At 73.2% G+C, this 16,230-nt stretch carries 21 protein-coding genes; 12 read left to right on the top strand and 9 right to left on the bottom strand.

Annotated features, from left to right (window positions below; translation table 11 throughout):
• Window positions 1-155 precede the first annotated feature (155 nt).
• On the bottom strand, window positions 156-365 hold the full coding sequence (locus tag ACIBSV_RS21650) for a hypothetical protein (RefSeq protein ID WP_395865361.1): 210 nt from the start codon (window positions 363-365) through the stop codon (window positions 156-158).
• A gap of 411 nt (window positions 366-776) precedes the next feature.
• On the opposite strand from ACIBSV_RS21650, the gene ACIBSV_RS21645 reads away from it, so the two are divergent.
• Both ACIBSV_RS21645 and ACIBSV_RS21640 read left to right on the top strand, forming a co-directional pair.
• Window positions 777-1,292, top strand: a complete 516-nt coding sequence (locus ACIBSV_RS21645; protein WP_395865359.1) for an NUDIX hydrolase — start codon at window positions 777-779, stop codon at window positions 1,290-1,292.
• 197 nt (window positions 1,293-1,489) lie between these two features.
• Window positions 1,490-2,287, top strand: a complete 798-nt coding sequence (locus tag ACIBSV_RS21640) for an exodeoxyribonuclease III (protein ID WP_395865357.1) — start codon at window positions 1,490-1,492, stop codon at window positions 2,285-2,287.
• On the opposite strand, the gene ACIBSV_RS21635 is transcribed toward ACIBSV_RS21640, so the two are convergent.
• The gene (locus ACIBSV_RS21635; RefSeq protein WP_395865355.1) at window positions 2,275-3,237 is read right to left on the bottom strand and encodes a helix-turn-helix transcriptional regulator; all 963 of its coding nucleotides are present in this window, start codon (window positions 3,235-3,237) and stop codon (window positions 2,275-2,277) included. The two genes, ACIBSV_RS21640 and ACIBSV_RS21635, sit on opposite strands and share 13 nt — an antisense overlap.
• 101 nt (window positions 3,238-3,338) lie before the next feature.
• Between ACIBSV_RS21635 and ACIBSV_RS21630 the strand changes: the two genes are divergently transcribed.
• Window positions 3,339-4,715, top strand: coding sequence for an MFS transporter (locus ACIBSV_RS21630; RefSeq protein WP_395865353.1), 1,377 nt, complete (start codon window positions 3,339-3,341; stop codon window positions 4,713-4,715).
• A gap of 7 nt (window positions 4,716-4,722) precedes the next feature.
• On the opposite strand, the gene ACIBSV_RS21625 is transcribed toward ACIBSV_RS21630, so the two are convergent.
• On the bottom strand, window positions 4,723-5,091 hold the full coding sequence (locus ACIBSV_RS21625) for a winged helix-turn-helix transcriptional regulator (protein ID WP_395865351.1): 369 nt from the start codon (window positions 5,089-5,091) through the stop codon (window positions 4,723-4,725).
• 101 nt (window positions 5,092-5,192) lie between these two features.
• Here ACIBSV_RS21625 and ACIBSV_RS21620 point away from each other — a divergent pair, with 101 nt between their 5' ends.
• Window positions 5,193-5,822, top strand: coding sequence for an NADPH-dependent F420 reductase (locus tag ACIBSV_RS21620; protein WP_395865349.1), 630 nt, complete (start codon window positions 5,193-5,195; stop codon window positions 5,820-5,822).
• Between the two features lie 84 nt (window positions 5,823-5,906).
• Here the strand turns inward: ACIBSV_RS21620 and ACIBSV_RS21615 are convergent, their stop codons facing one another.
• Both ACIBSV_RS21615 and ACIBSV_RS21610 read right to left on the bottom strand, forming a co-directional pair.
• Window positions 5,907-6,305 (bottom strand): DUF488 domain-containing protein, encoded by a 399-nt coding sequence (locus ACIBSV_RS21615; protein WP_395865347.1) that lies wholly within the window; start codon window positions 6,303-6,305, stop codon window positions 5,907-5,909.
• A gap of 176 nt (window positions 6,306-6,481) precedes the next feature.
• The gene (locus ACIBSV_RS21610; protein ID WP_395865345.1) at window positions 6,482-7,117 is read right to left on the bottom strand and encodes an NAD(P)-dependent oxidoreductase; all 636 of its coding nucleotides are present in this window, start codon (window positions 7,115-7,117) and stop codon (window positions 6,482-6,484) included.
• Between the two features lie 158 nt (window positions 7,118-7,275).
• Between ACIBSV_RS21610 and ACIBSV_RS21605 the strand changes: the two genes are divergently transcribed.
• Together ACIBSV_RS21605 and ACIBSV_RS21600 are read left to right on the top strand one after the other, a co-directional pair.
• Window positions 7,276-7,965 (top strand): TetR/AcrR family transcriptional regulator, encoded by a 690-nt coding sequence (locus tag ACIBSV_RS21605; protein ID WP_395865343.1) that lies wholly within the window; start codon window positions 7,276-7,278, stop codon window positions 7,963-7,965.
• A 224-nt stretch (window positions 7,966-8,189) separates the two neighbouring features.
• The gene (locus ACIBSV_RS21600; RefSeq protein ID WP_395865341.1) at window positions 8,190-8,525 is read left to right on the top strand and encodes a VOC family protein; all 336 of its coding nucleotides are present in this window, start codon (window positions 8,190-8,192) and stop codon (window positions 8,523-8,525) included.
• Between the two features lie 91 nt (window positions 8,526-8,616).
• Here the strand turns inward: ACIBSV_RS21600 and ACIBSV_RS21595 are convergent, their stop codons facing one another.
• Window positions 8,617-9,171: a GNAT family N-acetyltransferase gene (locus tag ACIBSV_RS21595; protein WP_395865339.1), complete on the bottom strand. Its 555-nt coding sequence runs from the start codon at window positions 9,169-9,171 to the stop codon at window positions 8,617-8,619.
• A 330-nt stretch (window positions 9,172-9,501) separates the two neighbouring features.
• Between ACIBSV_RS21595 and ACIBSV_RS21590 the strand changes: the two genes are divergently transcribed.
• Genes ACIBSV_RS21590 through ACIBSV_RS21580 form a run of 3 tightly spaced genes read left to right on the top strand, consistent with a single transcriptional unit; the run spans window position 9,502 to window position 11,361 of the window.
• Window positions 9,502-10,008 carry a methylated-DNA--[protein]-cysteine S-methyltransferase gene (locus ACIBSV_RS21590; protein WP_395865337.1) on the top strand — a complete coding sequence of 169 codons (507 nt, stop codon included), beginning with the start codon at window positions 9,502-9,504 and terminating at the stop codon, window positions 10,006-10,008.
• Window positions 10,005-10,721, top strand: coding sequence for a 2OG-Fe(II) oxygenase (locus ACIBSV_RS21585; protein WP_395865335.1), 717 nt, complete (start codon window positions 10,005-10,007; stop codon window positions 10,719-10,721). The genes ACIBSV_RS21590 and ACIBSV_RS21585 overlap by 4 nt, the downstream gene beginning before the upstream one ends.
• A 4-nt stretch (window positions 10,722-10,725) precedes the next feature.
• On the top strand, window positions 10,726-11,361 hold the full coding sequence (locus ACIBSV_RS21580; RefSeq protein WP_395865333.1) for a hypothetical protein: 636 nt from the start codon (window positions 10,726-10,728) through the stop codon (window positions 11,359-11,361).
• A 43-nt stretch (window positions 11,362-11,404) separates the two neighbouring features.
• Here ACIBSV_RS21580 and ACIBSV_RS21575 read toward each other — a convergent pair whose 3' ends face one another.
• Entirely contained in the window at window positions 11,405-11,875 is a 471-nt protein-coding gene (locus ACIBSV_RS21575; protein WP_395865331.1) for an N-acetyltransferase, read from the bottom strand.
• Between the two features lie 356 nt (window positions 11,876-12,231).
• Window positions 12,232-13,140 carry a TIGR03620 family F420-dependent LLM class oxidoreductase gene (locus ACIBSV_RS21570; protein ID WP_395865329.1) on the bottom strand — a complete coding sequence of 303 codons (909 nt, stop codon included), beginning with the start codon at window positions 13,138-13,140 and terminating at the stop codon, window positions 12,232-12,234.
• A 283-nt stretch (window positions 13,141-13,423) separates the two neighbouring features.
• On the opposite strand from ACIBSV_RS21570, the gene ACIBSV_RS21565 reads away from it, so the two are divergent.
• Window positions 13,424-13,990 carry a TetR/AcrR family transcriptional regulator gene (locus ACIBSV_RS21565; RefSeq protein ID WP_395865327.1) on the top strand — a complete coding sequence of 189 codons (567 nt, stop codon included), beginning with the start codon at window positions 13,424-13,426 and terminating at the stop codon, window positions 13,988-13,990.
• Between the two features lie 118 nt (window positions 13,991-14,108).
• Entirely contained in the window at window positions 14,109-14,717 is a 609-nt protein-coding gene (locus tag ACIBSV_RS21560; protein WP_395865325.1) for an NUDIX domain-containing protein, read from the top strand.
• Between the two features lie 74 nt (window positions 14,718-14,791).
• Here ACIBSV_RS21560 and ACIBSV_RS21555 read toward each other — a convergent pair whose 3' ends face one another.
• Entirely contained in the window at window positions 14,792-15,394 is a 603-nt protein-coding gene (locus tag ACIBSV_RS21555) for a hypothetical protein (RefSeq protein WP_395865323.1), read from the bottom strand.
• Between the two features lie 242 nt (window positions 15,395-15,636).
• On the opposite strand from ACIBSV_RS21555, the gene ACIBSV_RS21550 reads away from it, so the two are divergent.
• Window positions 15,637-16,215, top strand: coding sequence for a TetR/AcrR family transcriptional regulator (locus ACIBSV_RS21550; protein ID WP_395865321.1), 579 nt, complete (start codon window positions 15,637-15,639; stop codon window positions 16,213-16,215).
• Window positions 16,216-16,230 lie beyond the last annotated feature (15 nt).

Genomic DNA, 16,230 nt, shown 5'->3' with positions numbered 1-16,230 from the left:
GGCGGACCCGAACGTGCAGCGACCCCGAGGGACAAGGTCCACTCGGGGTCGCCTGGGGTGTTTCGGTGTCGCCTCTTCGCACTGTCGCGGTTCGTGCGGCCGGTGGTTACATCGCCCGGCCGGTTCGGACCGCCTGTCGGGGGTCACCGCCGTCCTCACCGGGCGAGGAGCTGCAGGTTCCGACGCATGCGTACCGACTCGGTCGCGGCGGCGCTCTGCACCACCTCGTGCTCCAGCCGCCGCTCGGCGCGACGGGCCTTGGCCGCGGCGCGGCGGGTGCGCAGGGCTGCCATGACCATGCGGTCGTTGGCGGCACCGGCGAGAAGCTCCTGCTGACGGCTCTTGTACAGCTCGTACTCGATCACTGTGTCCACCTTCTGTTACTTCGACCCGGTCTCCCCGGCTCGTGGTAACAGCTTCGCGCCCCAGTGGGGGTCCGGGCATGAGGCGGATGCCGCATCTATTCGGGCACCCGGACCCGATCCCATACCTAAGCCGCGGCCGGCGGACCTAAGGCGAGGTAAGGCGGTCTAAGGTAGGCCAAGACGACCTGTGGCACACCCTAAGGTGCCCTGTTCGTGGGGCCCATGGGAAGCGTGTGGCGAAGCTTTTCGCGGCCGGCGGCGCCGAGCCGATCGTAGAACCCGATCGCGCCTTCGATCCAGACCCGCGTGTGCCATCGCCCCTCATCGGGCGACGGTGGCACGGGCCGGCACGTCGTGCGCCGGCGTCGACCCGACCGGTGTGATCGCCGATCGGCCCGCAAGGATGGCCCCATGGCGTCAACCGTGCTCGAATCGCTGACCGTGCCCTGGATCCCCACCACGCACCGGATGGACATCCTGCGCTGTGCCGACCTGCCCGAGGGTTACACCGTGACCACCGCGTTCGTCTTCGCGCTGGACGGCCTCGGGCGCACGCTGCTGACCCGGGTGGCCCGGCCGGGCCGGGGCTGGGAGGTGCCCGGCGGGCACCTGGATCCGGGGGAGACCCCGGAGCGCGCGGCGGCGCGCGAACTCGCGGAGGAGGCGGGGCTGCGGCTGAACGCCGACCGGCTCACCCTGCTCGGCGGCCAGCGGATCACCCTCCTGGCCACGCCGCCGGCCGAATACCGCTATCCGACTCGGGCGTTCCAGGCCTTCTACACCGTGCGCCTGCCGGATCCGGGCGCGCCGACCCACCCGGACCCCGACTCCGAGTGCGACGCGGCCGAGTGGGTCGACCCGGCCGAGGTGGCCGTCCGCTGCGCGGGCGCGGCCTGGCTGCCGCTGCACGCCACGCTGTACGGGTGAGACCCCCGCGCCGCGGCGCACACCCTCGACGCCGAGCGCATCGACGCCGAGCACGCGAGACCTCCGCGCCGCGGCGCGCACCCGCCCGACCGCTGCGATCACCGCGGCCCATCGGCCCCATGGATCCCATCGGCCCCCGGTGCCCCAACCCCCGACCCCCGGCCTCGCGCCACCCCGAAACGGGCTAATCTGCACCGATGATCACCGTCTCCACCGCCAACGTGAACGGCCTGCGCGCGGCCGCCGGCAAGGGCTTCACCGCATGGCTCAACGCGACCGAGGCCGACGTCGTGTGCCTCCAGGAGGTTCGGGCCACTCCCGAGCAGCTCAGCGACGAGGTGCGCGACCCCAAGGGGTGGCACGCCTACTACGCGCCGGCGGTGGCCAAGGGGCGGGCCGGGGTGGCCGTGTACAGCAGGGTCGAGCCGTCGGCGGTGCGGATCGGGTTCGGGTCGGCCGAGTTCGACACGGCCGGGCGGTGGATCGAGATCGACCTGCCCAAGGTGACCGTGGCCAGTCTGTACCTGCCCACCGGCGAGGCGGAGACGCCCAAGCAGGACGAGAAGAACCGGTTCATGGCCGACCTGGTCGCGCACCTCAAGGTGATGCGCGCGACGGCGGCGATCGGCGGACGCGAGTCGCTGGTGTGCGGGGACTGGAACATCGCGCACACCGAGCACGACATCAAGAACTGGAAGGGCAACATCAAGAAGTCCGGCTTCCTGCCGGAGGAGCGGGCCTGGCTCACCGAACTGTTCGGCGCGGCCGACTGGCACGACGTGGTGCGCCGGATCCACCCCGAAGGCCCCGGGCCGTACTCGTGGTGGTCCTACCGGGGCAAGGCGTTCGACACCGACGCGGGGTGGCGGATCGACTACCACGTGGCGACCCCGGCCCTGGCGAACGCGGCCACCACCGCCGTCGTCGAGCGCGCGGACACGTACGCCGAGCGCTGGTCGGACCACGCGCCGGTGACCGTCGCCTACGACATCTGAGCCGAAGCACAAGCCGGAACGGCGGTAGGGATCGAAGCGGAGGCCGGGGCCGAGAGCGAGGCCCCGGCCTGCTGCGCCCGCCGTCGCTTCGTCCGGCAGTGCTCGCAGCACCACGGAGCCTCCGGCCGGCTCATCAGGTCGGCCATGCGCTCGCGCGTCAGGTCGTCGACCGGGGTGTACACCATCATCCGGGTCTCCGGCACGGTCGGCAGCAGTCGGGTGGCCGCGAAGTCCATCCGGCCCACCGCGCTGTGCAGGATCCGCTTCACGTGCCGATTGCCCGAGCCGACCTCGCGGCGCGCCCACAGTCGGGCGAACTTCGGGCTCGAACCCGCCAGTCGACGTACGAACGCCTCCCACTCCGGCTCGCCCACGTGCCGCGCGAACGCGGCCTGGAGCTCGGCGACCATCCGCAACTCCTCGAAGTCCTGATCGAGGAACGGATTGCAGCCGTCCGGAGAGGTGAACATGGCCCAGATCACGTTGCGTTCCTCGATCGGCTCCTCGGTCATGCTGGGAAACAGCTTGGCGTACGCCTCGTTCCAGGCCAGCACGTCGTAGCGGGAGTTGTAGACCGCGGCCGGATTGGGGACCAGGCCGTCCAGGATCTCCTGCATCTCCGCCGGCAGTCCCGCCCCGGGCTGCGTCTCGATCTCCCAGGGCACCTGCGCGAGTCGGTACAGGTGGGTGCGCTCGGCCGGGTCGAGCCCCAGCGTGCGGGCGACCGCGTCCAGCACCTGGACACTCGCGTTGATCGGACGGCCCTGCTCCAGCCACGTGTACCAGGTCACCCCCACGCCGGCGAGCAGCGCGACCTCCTCGCGGCGCAGCCCCGGTGTGCGCCGGCGCAGACCGGGCGGCAGGCCGACGTCCGCCGGGGTTCGGCGTTCGCGCCGGCTGCGCAGGAACGCGCCCAGTTCGGTACGTCGGCTCGCGGTGTTGGTGCTCATGCGGCCATCCTCGCCGCTGTCTCGATCCGGTGCCAGGTGCTCCGGGTACCAGGATCGACAGGCTCTCGGCAACAGGATCGTGCCGCCCGCACGCTCCTGGCATGACCACCACAACCGCGGCGCCGGACACGGCGCGACGCGCCCATCCGCTGCTGCTGACGGCGCTGCTCACCGCACAGTTCATGGCACTGCTGGACACCTCGGTCGTCAACGTCGCCGGTCCCACGATCCGAACCGACCTGGACACCAGCGGTGCGGGCCTGCAATCGATCGTCTCCGGTTACACCGTCGTCTACGCGATGCTGATCATCACCGGTTCGCGGCTCGGTGGCCGGCTCGGCTTCCGCCGGGTGTTCGGCGCCGGCCTGGTCGTCTTCACCCTCGCGTCGCTGCTGTGCGGCCTGGCCTGGGACGACACCTCGCTGATCGTGGCCCGCGCGATCCAGGGCGGCGGCGCGGCGCTGATGGTGCCTCAGGTGCTCAACCTGATCCAGGCCACCTACGCCGGCGCCGACCGGGCCCGGGCGATGGGTCGGTACGCGGCGACCATCGCCGGCGGCCTGGTGGCCGGACAGGTGGTGGGCGGACTCCTGGTCAGCGCCGATCTGTTCGGGCTGTCGTGGCGGCCGGTGTTCCTGATCAACATCCCGGTCGGGATCGTGCTGTACGTGCTCGCGAGGCGGGTGCTGCCGCCCGGTGGCATCCCCTCGGCGCGCGGCCTGGACATCCCGGGCCTGACCCTGCTCGCCCCCGCGCTGCTCGCGCTGGTCGTCCCGTTGGTGATGGGGCACGAGTTGGACTGGCCGACCTGGGGTTGGCTGAGCCTGGGTGGCTGCGTGGTGCTGTTCGCACTGTTCGCGCTCGTCGAACGGCGGGTGTCCGCACCGCTGATCCCGGCCGCGCTGCTGCGGGTGCCGGGCGTGGTGGCGGGCGCGGTCACGCTGTTGCTGGCGATGACCGCGTTCGGCGGGCTGATGTTCTCCACCGCGCTGTACGTGCAGAACGGCCTGGGCTACAGCGCGCTGGAGGCGGGGCTGACCTTCATCCCGTCCTCGGTCGTCTTCGCGACGGTCTCGCTGCGCTGGCAGCGGCTGCCCGCGGCATGGCATCCGCGGCTGCCGATGATCGGGATGCCGATCGGCGCGCTCGGATTCACGGCCACCGCTTGGGCGTTCGGCGACGGACAGTCGTTGCCGGTGCTGCTCGCCACGATGATCCTGGGCAGTTTCGGGCTGGGTGTCGCGTACAGCCCGGTGATGATGCTCGCGCTGCGCCGGGTCCCGTTGCCGCTGGCCTCGGACGCGTCCGGGCTGATGGTGACGATGATCCAGCTCGGTCAGGTGCTCGGGGTGGCCGCGTTCGGCACGCTCTACCTGTCGGTGGGCGGCGACTTCCACCACGCGGGCGAGGTGACCTCGCTGACGATCGCCGCGACGGCGCTGGCGACCGCCGTGCCGGCGGCCCGGTTGCGCAGGTAGCGCGCGCTCACGCGGTGCGTGCGGCGTCGGCCGCGTCCTGGGCGGCCAGGACGCGGTCGCCGTGTTCGATGGACCACGCGCCGATGGCCTGGAACGCGACCAGGAGGGACTCGCCCAGGTCGGTCAGCGCGTACTCGACGCGCGGTGGCGCCTCGGCATAGGCGTGACGGGACACCAGACCGTGGTACTCGAGTCGGCGCAGCGTCTCGTTGAGAACCTTCGCGCTGATCCCGCCGATCCGCGCGGCCATGGCGCCCGGTCGCATGGGGCCGGCGGCCAGCGCGTAGACGACCACGCTGTTCCAGCGGTTGGTGAGCAGGTCGAAGCCGATGCGAGCGCGGCAGTCGGCGACGTACTCGCCCTTGTGTTCGGTCATGGCTTCATTCTCGCCCCGGTGAGACTTACCGAATGGTGCCTGTCGGCTTGCCTAGCTTCGAGGAGTCGGAGACGACCTTTCGAGCGAGCGGGGTAGTGGCTGTGCGAATCGGAATTCTGGGTGCGGGCAACATGGCGGTCGCGTTGGGCGGCAAGTGGGCGCGGGCCGGACACGACGTGCTGATCGGTGCGCGGTCGGCGGAACGGGCCGAGGTGTCGGCGAAGTCGATCGGGGCCCGGGCTGGTACGTTCGCCGAGGCCGCCGGGCACGGCGAGGCGGTGTTGTCGGCGGTCGGGCACGCGGCGACCGGCGAGGTGATCCCGCCGTTGGCGGAGTTGCTGGCCGGCAAGGCGCTGCTCGACTGCTCGAACCCGATGGTGCCGGGCCCGAGCGGGCTGGTCCTGACCACCGACGGCGGCCCGTCGGCGGCGCGCACGCTCGCGGACGCGGCGCCGGGGGCGCACGTGGTCAAGGCGTTCCACCTGGGCGCGGCCGGGGTGTGGGCGGGCGAGCACGCGAACGGGCTCGGGGTACCGCTGTGCGGCGACGACGCGGACGCGCTCGCCGTGGCGCACACCCTGGTCGCGGATGTGGGCTCGGTACCACTGGCGGTCGGCGGGCTGGAGCGGGCGGGCTATCTGGAGGCGACCGCGGCGATCGTGATCGGGATGTGGTTCGCCGATCAGGACCCGCGGACGATGTTGCCGGCGGCGGAGCACGCGCACGGGTAGCGGGCGGCCGGCGCGGCGACGGGCCGCGGTCGCGAACGGCCGGACGGCGGGCGGGTGGTCCGTCCGGCCGGTCGACGCGGGTTCCTACCGGTCGTCTTCGCGCCGGTGCTCGTCGAGGTAGGCGATCAGGACCGGGACATGGCTGTGCTCCGGGTCGCGGACGGCGGTGAGCAGTGTGAGTCGGCCGTCGCCCACCCGGGTGAGCAGGGCGGCGCGGGCCGCGTGCGCCGGCGCGGATTCGAGCTCGTCGCGGTAGCGGGCGCGGAACACGTCCTCCGCCAGACCGCCGGCGTGCCAGGCCCGGCGCAGCTCGGTGGACGGGGTCAACTCCTTGGGCCAGTCGTCCAGCCGCGCGTCCGCCTTGGCGAGGCCGCGCGGCCACAACCGGTCGACCAGGACGCGCAGGCCGTCGTCGGGTTCGGCGGGTTCGTACACCCGACGGACGCTGATGGTGGGTCCGTCGGCGGTGCCGCGCCGGCTCATCGTGCCTCCCGTGGGGATCGGTGCCGGCGTGTACCCGGCTCGGGTCGATCTCACCGGGCGCGTCGATCGACGTGATCGCAGGGGCCGTTCACCGCCGGCGATCGTGGGTGTCGCCCGCGCCGGTCGCGCCGGTCGCGGCACACGCGTGCCGCTTGCGCCCATCTCCGGGCCAGGCGTCAGTACGCGATGCCCACCGGCCGGCGGTAGGTGGCCGGGTCGTCCAGGACCGCGAGCATGCCGTGGGCGAGGTCGGCCCGGGCGATGGTGCCGCCGCGTGGGACGCTGCCGCCGATGTGGGTGCGGTAGGTGCCGGTGCCGGACCCGTTGGTCAGCCTCGGCGGTCGCATCGAGGTCCAGTCGCTGTCGCTGCGGGCCAACTCGCCCTCCATGGCGTCCAGGTCCGCGTACACGTCCTTGAGGATCGCGCGCAGGATCGGGATCAGCGCGCCGCGTACGAACACCGAGTCCTCGGTCGGCGTCGGGCCCACCGGGGCGGCGCTGATGGTCACCAGGCGCCGTACGCCGGTGTCGGCCATCGCGCTCAGGATCGCGGCGGTGGCCGCCGCCGCGATGCCGGCGGCCCTGCGGTTGCGCGGCCCTATCCCGGATATCACCGCGTCGCGGCCCTCGATCGCCTCGCGCAGTTCGGCCGGGTCCGTCACGTCCGCCCGTACGACCTCGATGTTCGGGTGTTCGAAGGCGGGCCGGGACGGCGCCCGGACCACGGCGGTGACCTTGTGTCCGGCGGCGACGGCATGGCGCAGGACGTGTTCGCCGGTGCCACCGGTCGCTCCGAGAACGGTGAGCCTCATGTGTTGCCTCCCGAGGTGGGTGAGTGTTCACTCACCTGCACATGGTGAATACTTGCTCACCCCTGCGTCAAGTCCGGGACCGGACCGCGCCGAACCCCACCGGACCGGCCCGAAATCCCCCGGACCGGACTGCCCACGAAGAACGGACGACCGCCGCGATGCCGCACTCGACCCGCCCCGAACCCCAGCGGCGGGAGCCGCAACCGGCGCCGACCCCCGGGCGCCGGCAGCAGGTCGTACCCACCCGGCAGCGGATCCTGGACGCCGCCGAGCACCTGATGCGCACGCTCGGACTCGCGCGCACCACGACCAAGGAGATCGCGCGCGCCGCCGGTTGCTCGGAGGCCGGGCTGTACAAGCACTTCACCGGCAAGGAGGAACTGTTCGTGGCGGTACTCCAGGAGCGGCTGCCGCCCCTGGGCCCGTTGCTCGCGCAACTGGCCGTCGAGTCGGACGGGCCCGACGGACCGGACGAGCCCGGCGGGGTGGAGCGGCGACTGACGGCGATCGCGACCCGGGCCGCGGAGTTCTACGAGCAGAGCATGCCGATCGCCTCGTCGCTGTTCGCCGAACCCGCGCTGCTGCGCCGGCACCGCGAGGCGCTGCGCGGCATCGGCGCCGGTCCGCACGTCCCGCTGCGCCTGCTCGCCGCCTACCTCACGGTCGAGCGCGACCACGGCCGGATCGCCCCGGATGCCGACCCGGAGGCCGCCGCCGCGATGTTGCTCGGCGCGTGTTACCAACGCGCTTTCCTGCGGCACTTCATGGGCATCGAGGACGGCCCGACGGTGGCCGAGTTCGCCGCGAGCGCGGCCGGGACGCTGATGCGAGGCATCGCGCGACCGTGACCGGCGAACGCGTCGAGTCGGCCCGGTGCCGTGGTGCGTGGTGCGTGCCCGGGTGGTGCGTTGTGGGGTGGGTGCCCGGTGATGCGTTGCGGGGCGCGGTGGGCCATACGCGGCTGCGAGCCATGCCGTAGGCACGGTTCGGCTGTCGGCGCGGCCTGCGACACTCCGGGCCCCGAAGGGCTCGGCTGCACCGACGTGTCGGTCGCGGCTCGTATCGTGCGTGCATGGAGCTGACACCACAGATGATCACGATCGACTGCGCCGATCCGCGCAGCCTCGCCGCCTGGTGGGCGAACGCACTGGGAGTGGAGATCGCCGAGGACTTCGGCGAGTTCGTCATCGTCGGCGCCGAGCCCTTGGTCCTGGGCTTCCAGCGGGTGCCCGAGGAGCGGGTCGGCAAGAACAGGGTGCATGTGGACTTCTCGGCCCCGGACCGGGCGGACGCGGTCGAGCGGTTGGTGGGACTGGGCGCGACGGTGGTGGCCGAGCGCGACGCGCCCGGACTGAAGTGGACCACCATGCAGGACCCCGCGGGCAACGAGTTCTGCGTCTCGGGCTGAGCGAACGCACGGCTGCCGACGCCGGAGGGAGGCCCGACCGGGACCCCTGCGGTGTCGGCGCCGCGCTCCGTGCGGCCGGGGCCGGTTCGGGTCAGGTGCGGGTGCGCAGGTAGCGCCCCCTGGCGAGTTCGGTGACCAGGACCGGCTTCTTCCCGTAGGCGGGCACCGTGGTGCGGCGTTCCTCGGTCATGCCCAGCTTGGCCATCACCTTGGCGGACGCGGTGTTGTCCACATGGCAGATGCTGACCAGGCGCGGCACGCGGGCGTACTCGAAGGCGAAGCGCAACACCTCGACGGCGGCCTCGGTGGCGATGCCGTGGCCCCAGTACGGTCGGGCCAGCCGCCACCCGATCTCGACCGCGGGCATCACCTCCGGCAGGAACTCCGGTACGGCCAGGCCCGCCCAGCCCGCGAACGCGCCGACCGGGCCCGGTTCGGCGGTGCGCAGTTCGATCGCGAACAGGCCGAAGCCGCGTGCCTGCCAGGCCTGTTCGTACTGGACCAGGGCGGCGGCGCTCTGCTCGGGGGTGCGCGGCAGGCCGTCGCCCACGTAGCGCATCACCTCGGGGTCGGCGTTCAGCGCGGTGAGCGCGGGCAGGTCGTCGTCGCGCCAGCGGCGGAGCAGGAGTCGGTCGGTCTCGATCATCGGACCATCCTGCCCGAGCGGAACCGGACCGCGAACCGGACGGGTGACCGGCCCGCGAAACAGACGAGGGGCGGACCGCGACCGGATCGCCGATCGGCCCGTCGACCCGACCGCACGAGGGCTCGATCGCGGGCGCCATCCGACCGACGACCCCGCGGGCCACCCACCCCGCCCGCACCCCGGATCGGGGCACAACGCGATGTCCGATTCCCGCCGGACGACGCGCTCGCGATCGCGCACAGTGGGATCCGGAAGCACCTATGACCAGTGCGCAAGGCCGGTCCCCGACCGATGCACACGGCCATCGCGATCTCGACGAAGGAAGCGACCATGACCGTCCACACCACCCTCGACAGCCCACTGGGCGAACTGCTGCTGATCGGCGACGAGCGCCCCGACGGCACGCTCGCGCTGTCCTCGCTGTCCGTGCCCGGGCAGAAGGGCGGCGCCGCCGTGCCCGCCGACTCGCGCCCCGACGCGGCACCGTTCGCCGAGGTGGTGCGCCAACTCGGCGCCTACTTCGCGGGCGACCTGCGCGACTTCGACCTGCCCCTGGCGCCGCGCGGCTCGGCCTTCCAGGAACGCATCTGGACCGCGATCGACGAGATCCCGTACGGCACCACGACCACGTACGGCGCGATCGCCGAACGGGTGGGCACCTCGCGGGCGGGGGTGCGCGCGGTGGGCACCGCGATCGGGGCCAACCCGCTGCTGCTGATCCGGCCCTGCCACCGGGTGATCGGCGCGGACGGCGCGCTGCGCGGGTACGCGGGCGGCCTGGACCGCAAGGAGTACCTGCTCGACCACGAGGGCGCGCTGCCGGCGCGCCTGGGGTGAGCGCCGTGGACACGCTGTTCGCCGGCACGCCCGCGACCACCACGGATTTGGCCGCACGGGTGGACGAGCACGGACACGCGCTGACCCACCGGATCCTGGACCCGGACACGTGCCGCGAGATCGCCGAACTGTACGACCGCCCCGAGCTCTTCCGCGCCACCATCGACATGGCCCGGCATCGCTTCGGCGCCGGGCAGTACCGCTACTTCGCCGCGCCCGTGCCCGAGCCGATCGCCGCGCTGCGCACGTCCTGCTACCCGCACCTGCTGCCGATCGCCCGCGCGTGGGCCGCCCGCCTGGGTAGGCCCGCACCCTGGCCGGACACCCTGGACGAGTGGCTGACGATGTGTCACGCGGCGGGCCAGACCAGGCCGACGCCGATCCTGCTGCGCTACGGACCGGGAGACTGGAACGCGCTGCACCGGGACCTGTACGGCGACCTGGTCTTCCCACTCCAGGTGGTGATCGGCCTGGACGAGCCCGGCATCGACTACACCGGCGGCGAATTCCTGATGGCCGAGCAGCGCTTCCGGGCCCAGTCGCGCGGCACCGCGATCAGCCTGCCCCAGGGGCACGGGCTGGTCTTCACCACCCGGGACCGGCCGATCCGCTCGGCCCGAGGCTGGTCGGCGGCGCCGATGCGGCACGGCGTCAGCACGGTGCACTCCGGGCTGCGCCGCACCCTGGGCCTCGTCTTCCACGACGCGGCGTGACGCGATGTACACGCTGATCGGGCCGGACGGGCGGCCCTACCGCAGTGCGACGCCGGGCACGCTCGGCGGCACCACGGGCGGTCGGCTGTACGGGCGGCTGGACTGCCGCAGCGCGCTGCGGGCGATCGAGCGCGGCGGCTACGTCGCCGGCCGGGTCTTCTTCGCCGACGAGGCGACCGCGATCAAGGCCGGGTTCCGGCCGTGCGCGGTGTGCCTGCCGGCTGCCTACGCCCGTTGGAAGGGCCGCCCGCCGGCGCCGCACACCGAGGCCGAACTGGCCGACCTGCTCCGCAGGTTGGCCGGTCGGCGGACGCTGGCGATCGGGCACGGCCGGGACCGCGCCTCGACCGCCGCCGCGCACGCGCTCGCGGCGGTCTGGCCCGGGGAGGTGGTCGCGGTGGTCTCCTGGCCCGAACAGGCCGCGTCCTGGCTGCGCCCGGCACAGCGGTTGACCGCGCACGCACCGGACGCGTGGGTGGTGGCGGGCTCGGCACCGGGGTGGGCCGGCATGCGCGAGCGACTGCTGCGCAGCACCGACTGGGACCCGGAACGCACCTACGCCTTCGCGTCGTTGGCGGATGCGATCACGGACCCGGACCGGGACGAGGGTGTCTGGTGGGCGGCGGCCCGACCGGGGTGACCGACGACCCGGCGGGCCCGCCGCGCAGGCCCGCGGGCACCGGCTACCGCGCGGCGTAGCGGATTTGCTCGAACGGCCAGTGTTTCGCCAACCACGCGGAGACCTCGCGGTACAGCGGCGCGTCGAGTTCGGCCCGATCCGCCCGTACCCAGGAACGCACCGAGGTGACGGCGGGGTCCTCGCGGTCGGGGTAGATGTACACACAGCCGATCACGTCGTAGTCACCGGCGTTGCCACCGTTGTCGAGCACGGTGTACGTGAAGCCGGTGCGCTTGGTGAAGTCGTCGGCGTGCCGGACCAGATCCCGCAGGTTCTCGTCGGCGGTCATGCCGTCGAGCGGCGGCCAGTGCCGGTCCGCGAAGCCGGGCGTGGCCCGGATGTGCTCGATGCTCGACGACCACGCGGTCAGATCGGCCCGGTTGTGCCGGGCGGCCAGCGGTTCCAACCGGAAGGACGGCGTGACCGGCGGCGCGGGGACGACGAACTCGTCGGGGACGAAGGTGCGTTCGGACATGTCGGGAGCTTACGCCGGTGGACGGGAGCGGTGGGAGTGACGCGCCGGGCGGGTGTGGCGCGAGGTGGGTGTGTGGTCGGCGGAGGGCGGACGCGTCCCGTGTGGAGCGGGAGCGGGAGCCGGTGCCTTGGCGGATCCGGTGCGGTGGCGCGGCCGGGCGCCGGGCTCGGGTGTCGGACTCGGGCGCCGTGCTCCGGGGTCGGGGTCGGGCTCGGAGGTCGGGCCCGGTCTCGGCCGCGTGGCGCTATCCGGCGGCGGGTGCCGGTGTGCGTGCGTCGGCCGCCGGGCGGGAGCCCGGTCGTACCGTCGCCGTCGCCGTCGAGGGGGTGGGGCGCTTCGACCGGGTGGCCGGGGTTTTATGTGAACTCGCCGACTAGTGAAGCCAGTTCGCGCCATTCGGTCAGCGGGATGCGGCCCTGGTCCGGGGTGAGGACCTGGAGGCAGACGTGGTCGGCGCCCGCGTCCAGGTGTTCGCGGATCCGCTCGGCGATCGCGTCGAGATCGCCCAGCGCGCACAGCGCGTCGACCAGGCGGGTGCCCTCGCCGTCGAGTTCGGCCTCGGAGAAGCCCATTCGGCGCAGGTTGTTCATCTGGTGCCGGGCGACCCGGTAGCCGGATGTGAAGCCGCGCGCGACCTCCACGGCCCGGGCCCGGTCCGGGGACAGCACCGTGGTCAGGGACACCGACAGGTACGGGTCCGGGCCCATCGTCTTCCGGGCCAGCGCGGTGTGGTCCACCGTCACCAGATAGGTGTGCGCGCCCCAGGTGCGTGCGCCGGCCAGCGCCAGCATCTTCGGGCCGAGCGCGGCGAGCACCCGGCGGCCGGGGCGTTCGGGCGGCGTGCCGATCAGCACGGCGGCGTCCATCTCGTCCAGGTAGGCGCCGACGCCGGCGACGGCGGGAGCGGTGTTCGCCTTGGGCATGCCCGGGATGTCCGCCTGGCCGGCGGCGCGGTGGCCGCCCAGGCCCAGCACGAAGCGGTCCGGGTAGGCCTCGTTGAGGGTGCGCTCGGTCGCGGCCATCAGGCGCGGGGTGCGCTCGGACATGATCGCGATGCCGGTGGCGACCGGGAGCGTACGGGTCGCGGCGAGCAGGAGTTGGGCGTGCGTGCCGGCCTCGCGGCCGATGCCCTCGCCGACCCACAGGCCGCCGTAGCCGAGTTCCTCGATCTCGGCCGCCGCCTCGCGCACCGCGCCGGCGGGTTGGCCGTCGAACGCGAAGGTCCACAGGCCGAGCCGCCCGAGGGCGGCCTTGTCGTGCGTCATCGGTGGTTCCGTTCCGTTGGTGGGCGGTCACAGGTCACAGGTCATGGGATGCGGGTCATCGGGCGCCGGTCGTCGGCCGCCGATGCCGCGACGGGTTTTCCGCGCGCGGCATCGCACGGTGCCGAGGCCGGGATGGCGCCGGGGCACGGCCGCGCCCCGGGAGGCGGGGTTGCCGCGGTACCGGGCATGGCTGTGACCGGGACATTCCGGAGGCTGCCTCCGGTTTGCCTCGACCACCATATGGAGGCAGGCTCCGTTTGACAACGTCCGAGAGGGAACGCCGATGACCCGACCGATGCGCGCCGACGCCCGCCGCAACTACGAGCGCCTGCTCGCCCAAGCCCGGGTGGTGTTCGCCGAACAGGGCATCGACGCGTCGCTGGAGGAGCTCGCCCGTCGGGCCGGGGTCGGCATCGGCACGCTGTACCGGCACTTCCCCTCCCGGGACGCGCTCGTCGAGGCGGTGGTGCGGGACCGCTACGACGGCCTGACCGCGCGGGCTCGGGCGCTGGGCGACACCGCGGCCGCGCGCGACGCGCTGGCCACCTGGCTGCGGCTGCTGATCGAGGGCGCGGGCACGTTCCGGGGGATGAGCGCGACGTTGATGGCCACGCTCGCCGACGAGACCTCCGAGTTGTACGCCTCCTGCCACGCGATGCGCGCGGCCGGCGCCGACCTGCTCGCGCGCGCCCAGGCGGCCGGCCAGGTCCGCGCCGACATCGACACCGACGAACTCTTCACCCTCGCCCACGGCATCGCCTGGGCCCACGAACAGCGCGGCGTCGACGACCCGGAGCGGTTGCCGAAGCTCGTCGACGTGGTCGTCCTCGGCCTCGCCACGCGCCCCTGATCCGGCGCCCTCGATCCGAGGCCGAGGGTGACCGGCGTCGCGGGCCCGAACGCGGCACACGTCGCCGGCCGGGACCCTGTCGGCCGGTGTGCCGCGGGCTGGGACAGACTTCGGTGTCATGGACGAGCATGCGAACGGCCTTTCGGAGAGCGGTGCGGGCGGCCCGGGTGAGGGCCGTGCGGACGATCCGGCGCGGAGCGCGTGGACCGTCGCGGCGGGGGCGTTGTTCTTCGACGACCGGGGCCGCGTGCTGCTCGTCGAGCCCGACTACAAGCCGGGGTTGGAGTTTCCGGGCGGCATCCTGGAGCCGGGGGAATCGCCGTGGGCGGGTTGCGTCCGCGAGGTTCGCGAGGAACTGGGCATCACCCTGGACGGGCCGCCGAACCTGCTCGTGGCGCAGTGGGTGGCGCCGGTGGACGGGCATCGTGGCGGTATGCGCTGGTTGTTCGACGGTGGCGTGCTGACTCCGGATCGACTCGCCGGGATCCGGCTCCAGGCCGACGAGTTGCGGGCCTGGCACCTGCTGACACCGGATCGGGGCGCGGCCGCGATGCCGGCGGGGCGGGCCGCACGGCTGCGAGCGGCGCTGCGGGCGCGGGAGAGCGGACGGGCGATGTACGTCGAGGTCGGGGAGTTCGATACGGCGGACGTCGGCACGGCGGGCGCCGGGATCGAAGACGTCGACACCGGGAGCGTCGAGACCGAAGACGTCGAGACCGCGCGCTGACGCGTACGGCGGGCCGCGGCCGGCGTGCGGGGTGCCTGCCGGGGCGCCGGCTCGGCTGACCCGCGCGGCGCGGCTCAGACCTGCGGGGCGGCGTTCGCCACGGCCGCCGTCAGCGCCTCGACGAGCGGGACCGGTTTGGCGTCGGCCGGCGGATACACCACCAGCGTGCCGTCGTCCGCGACGCCGAAGCAGCCGCCGGCGCGACCCTCGCGTGCGGCCCGGTCGGCATCGAGCACGATCGGCGGGCCCTCGCGGAGGATGACGGTCTCCGCTGTCAGGCCCGCGCCCAGCAGGGCCGCGCGCAGCGCCTTGGCCCGACCGGGGTGCGAGACGCGCAGCCAGACCTCCTCGGTCGCCAGGGCGCCCCGCTCCAGGAACGGCCCACCGCGCGCGTCCAGCGAGAACAGGTCCAGGACCGGTCGACGCCGGTCGACGACGGCGGCGGTCGGGCGGCGGGTCAAGCGCGCCGGGCCTCTCCTCGACGGGAACCCGACCACCGGCAGCGCCACGGCGCCCCGGTTCGCCAACTCCGTCGCCGTCGCGGTCAGGAGACGCTCGATGCGTGCGAGGGTCCGGACCCAGTCCTCCCGACGTCCCGCCGCCGCCCGGCCGGCCGCCGTGGCCGGGTCCGCCGACCGCTGTCGCTCCGCCTCGATGACGGCGTCGAAGTCGCTCATGCCGGCAACCTACCGGCGCTCGACGTGCTGCGGTCGGACGCGGCCGTGCGGGGTGGATCGGGAGCGATCCCGGGCCGGTCGGGTCGACCTGCCCGACCGTCAGTGCGCCCGACCCCGTCCCTGGCCGAACGGCAAGCCGCTTTCCGTGCGAACAGCGGTGCCAAGATGAAAATTGACGCCCCATCAGCCTTGTCGATTGGCAGAGGTCGACGTATGTTCATGCCCAACAGGAAGGGGGACCCGTGGCGATTCCGGCACCGGAGGACACCTATGACAAGGTGCTCCAGGCGGCAGAGGAACTGTTCGGCGAACACGGTTTCGCCGGCACCTCGCTGCAGGCCATCGCCGATCGGGTCGGGGTGACCAAGGCCGCCCTGTACTACCACTTCCGCACCAAGGACGAACTGCTCGACGCCCTCCTGCGCCCGGCCCTGAACGACCTGGACCGGGTGTTGGAGGTCGCCGAGAGCAGGCGCGGCAGCACCGCTCGCCAGCGCCTGCTGTTCGAGGGCTACGTAGAGTTCCTGATCCGGTACCGCACCCTCGCCGTCATCCTCGATCGGGACGTCGCGATCGGACGCCACCGCGCCATCAAGCCCCGACTCGCCTCGATCACCGCGCGGGTGCGCGAAGTCCTCGACGACGTCGACGGCTCGATCGAGTACCGCGTGTCCACGGCCGTGGCGATGGGCGGCATCTACTCCGCCGTCGCCGCCTTCCCGGAACTGCCCGACGACGAGCTCGGTCGCATCCTGCGCGGTGTGGTCCGCAAGCTCCTGGGCCCACGCCGCAGGGCGTCGGGCCCGGTCGCCGGGGTCTGACCCGCACCACCGCAC

Origin of the sequence: Embleya sp. NPDC050154, assembly GCF_044460165.1 — a bacterium.
Taxonomy (GTDB): Bacteria; Actinomycetota; Actinomycetes; order Streptomycetales; family Streptomycetaceae; genus Embleya.
The sequence above is the reverse complement of the archived record's forward strand: the minus strand, read 5'-3'. Positions and strand labels throughout refer to the sequence as shown.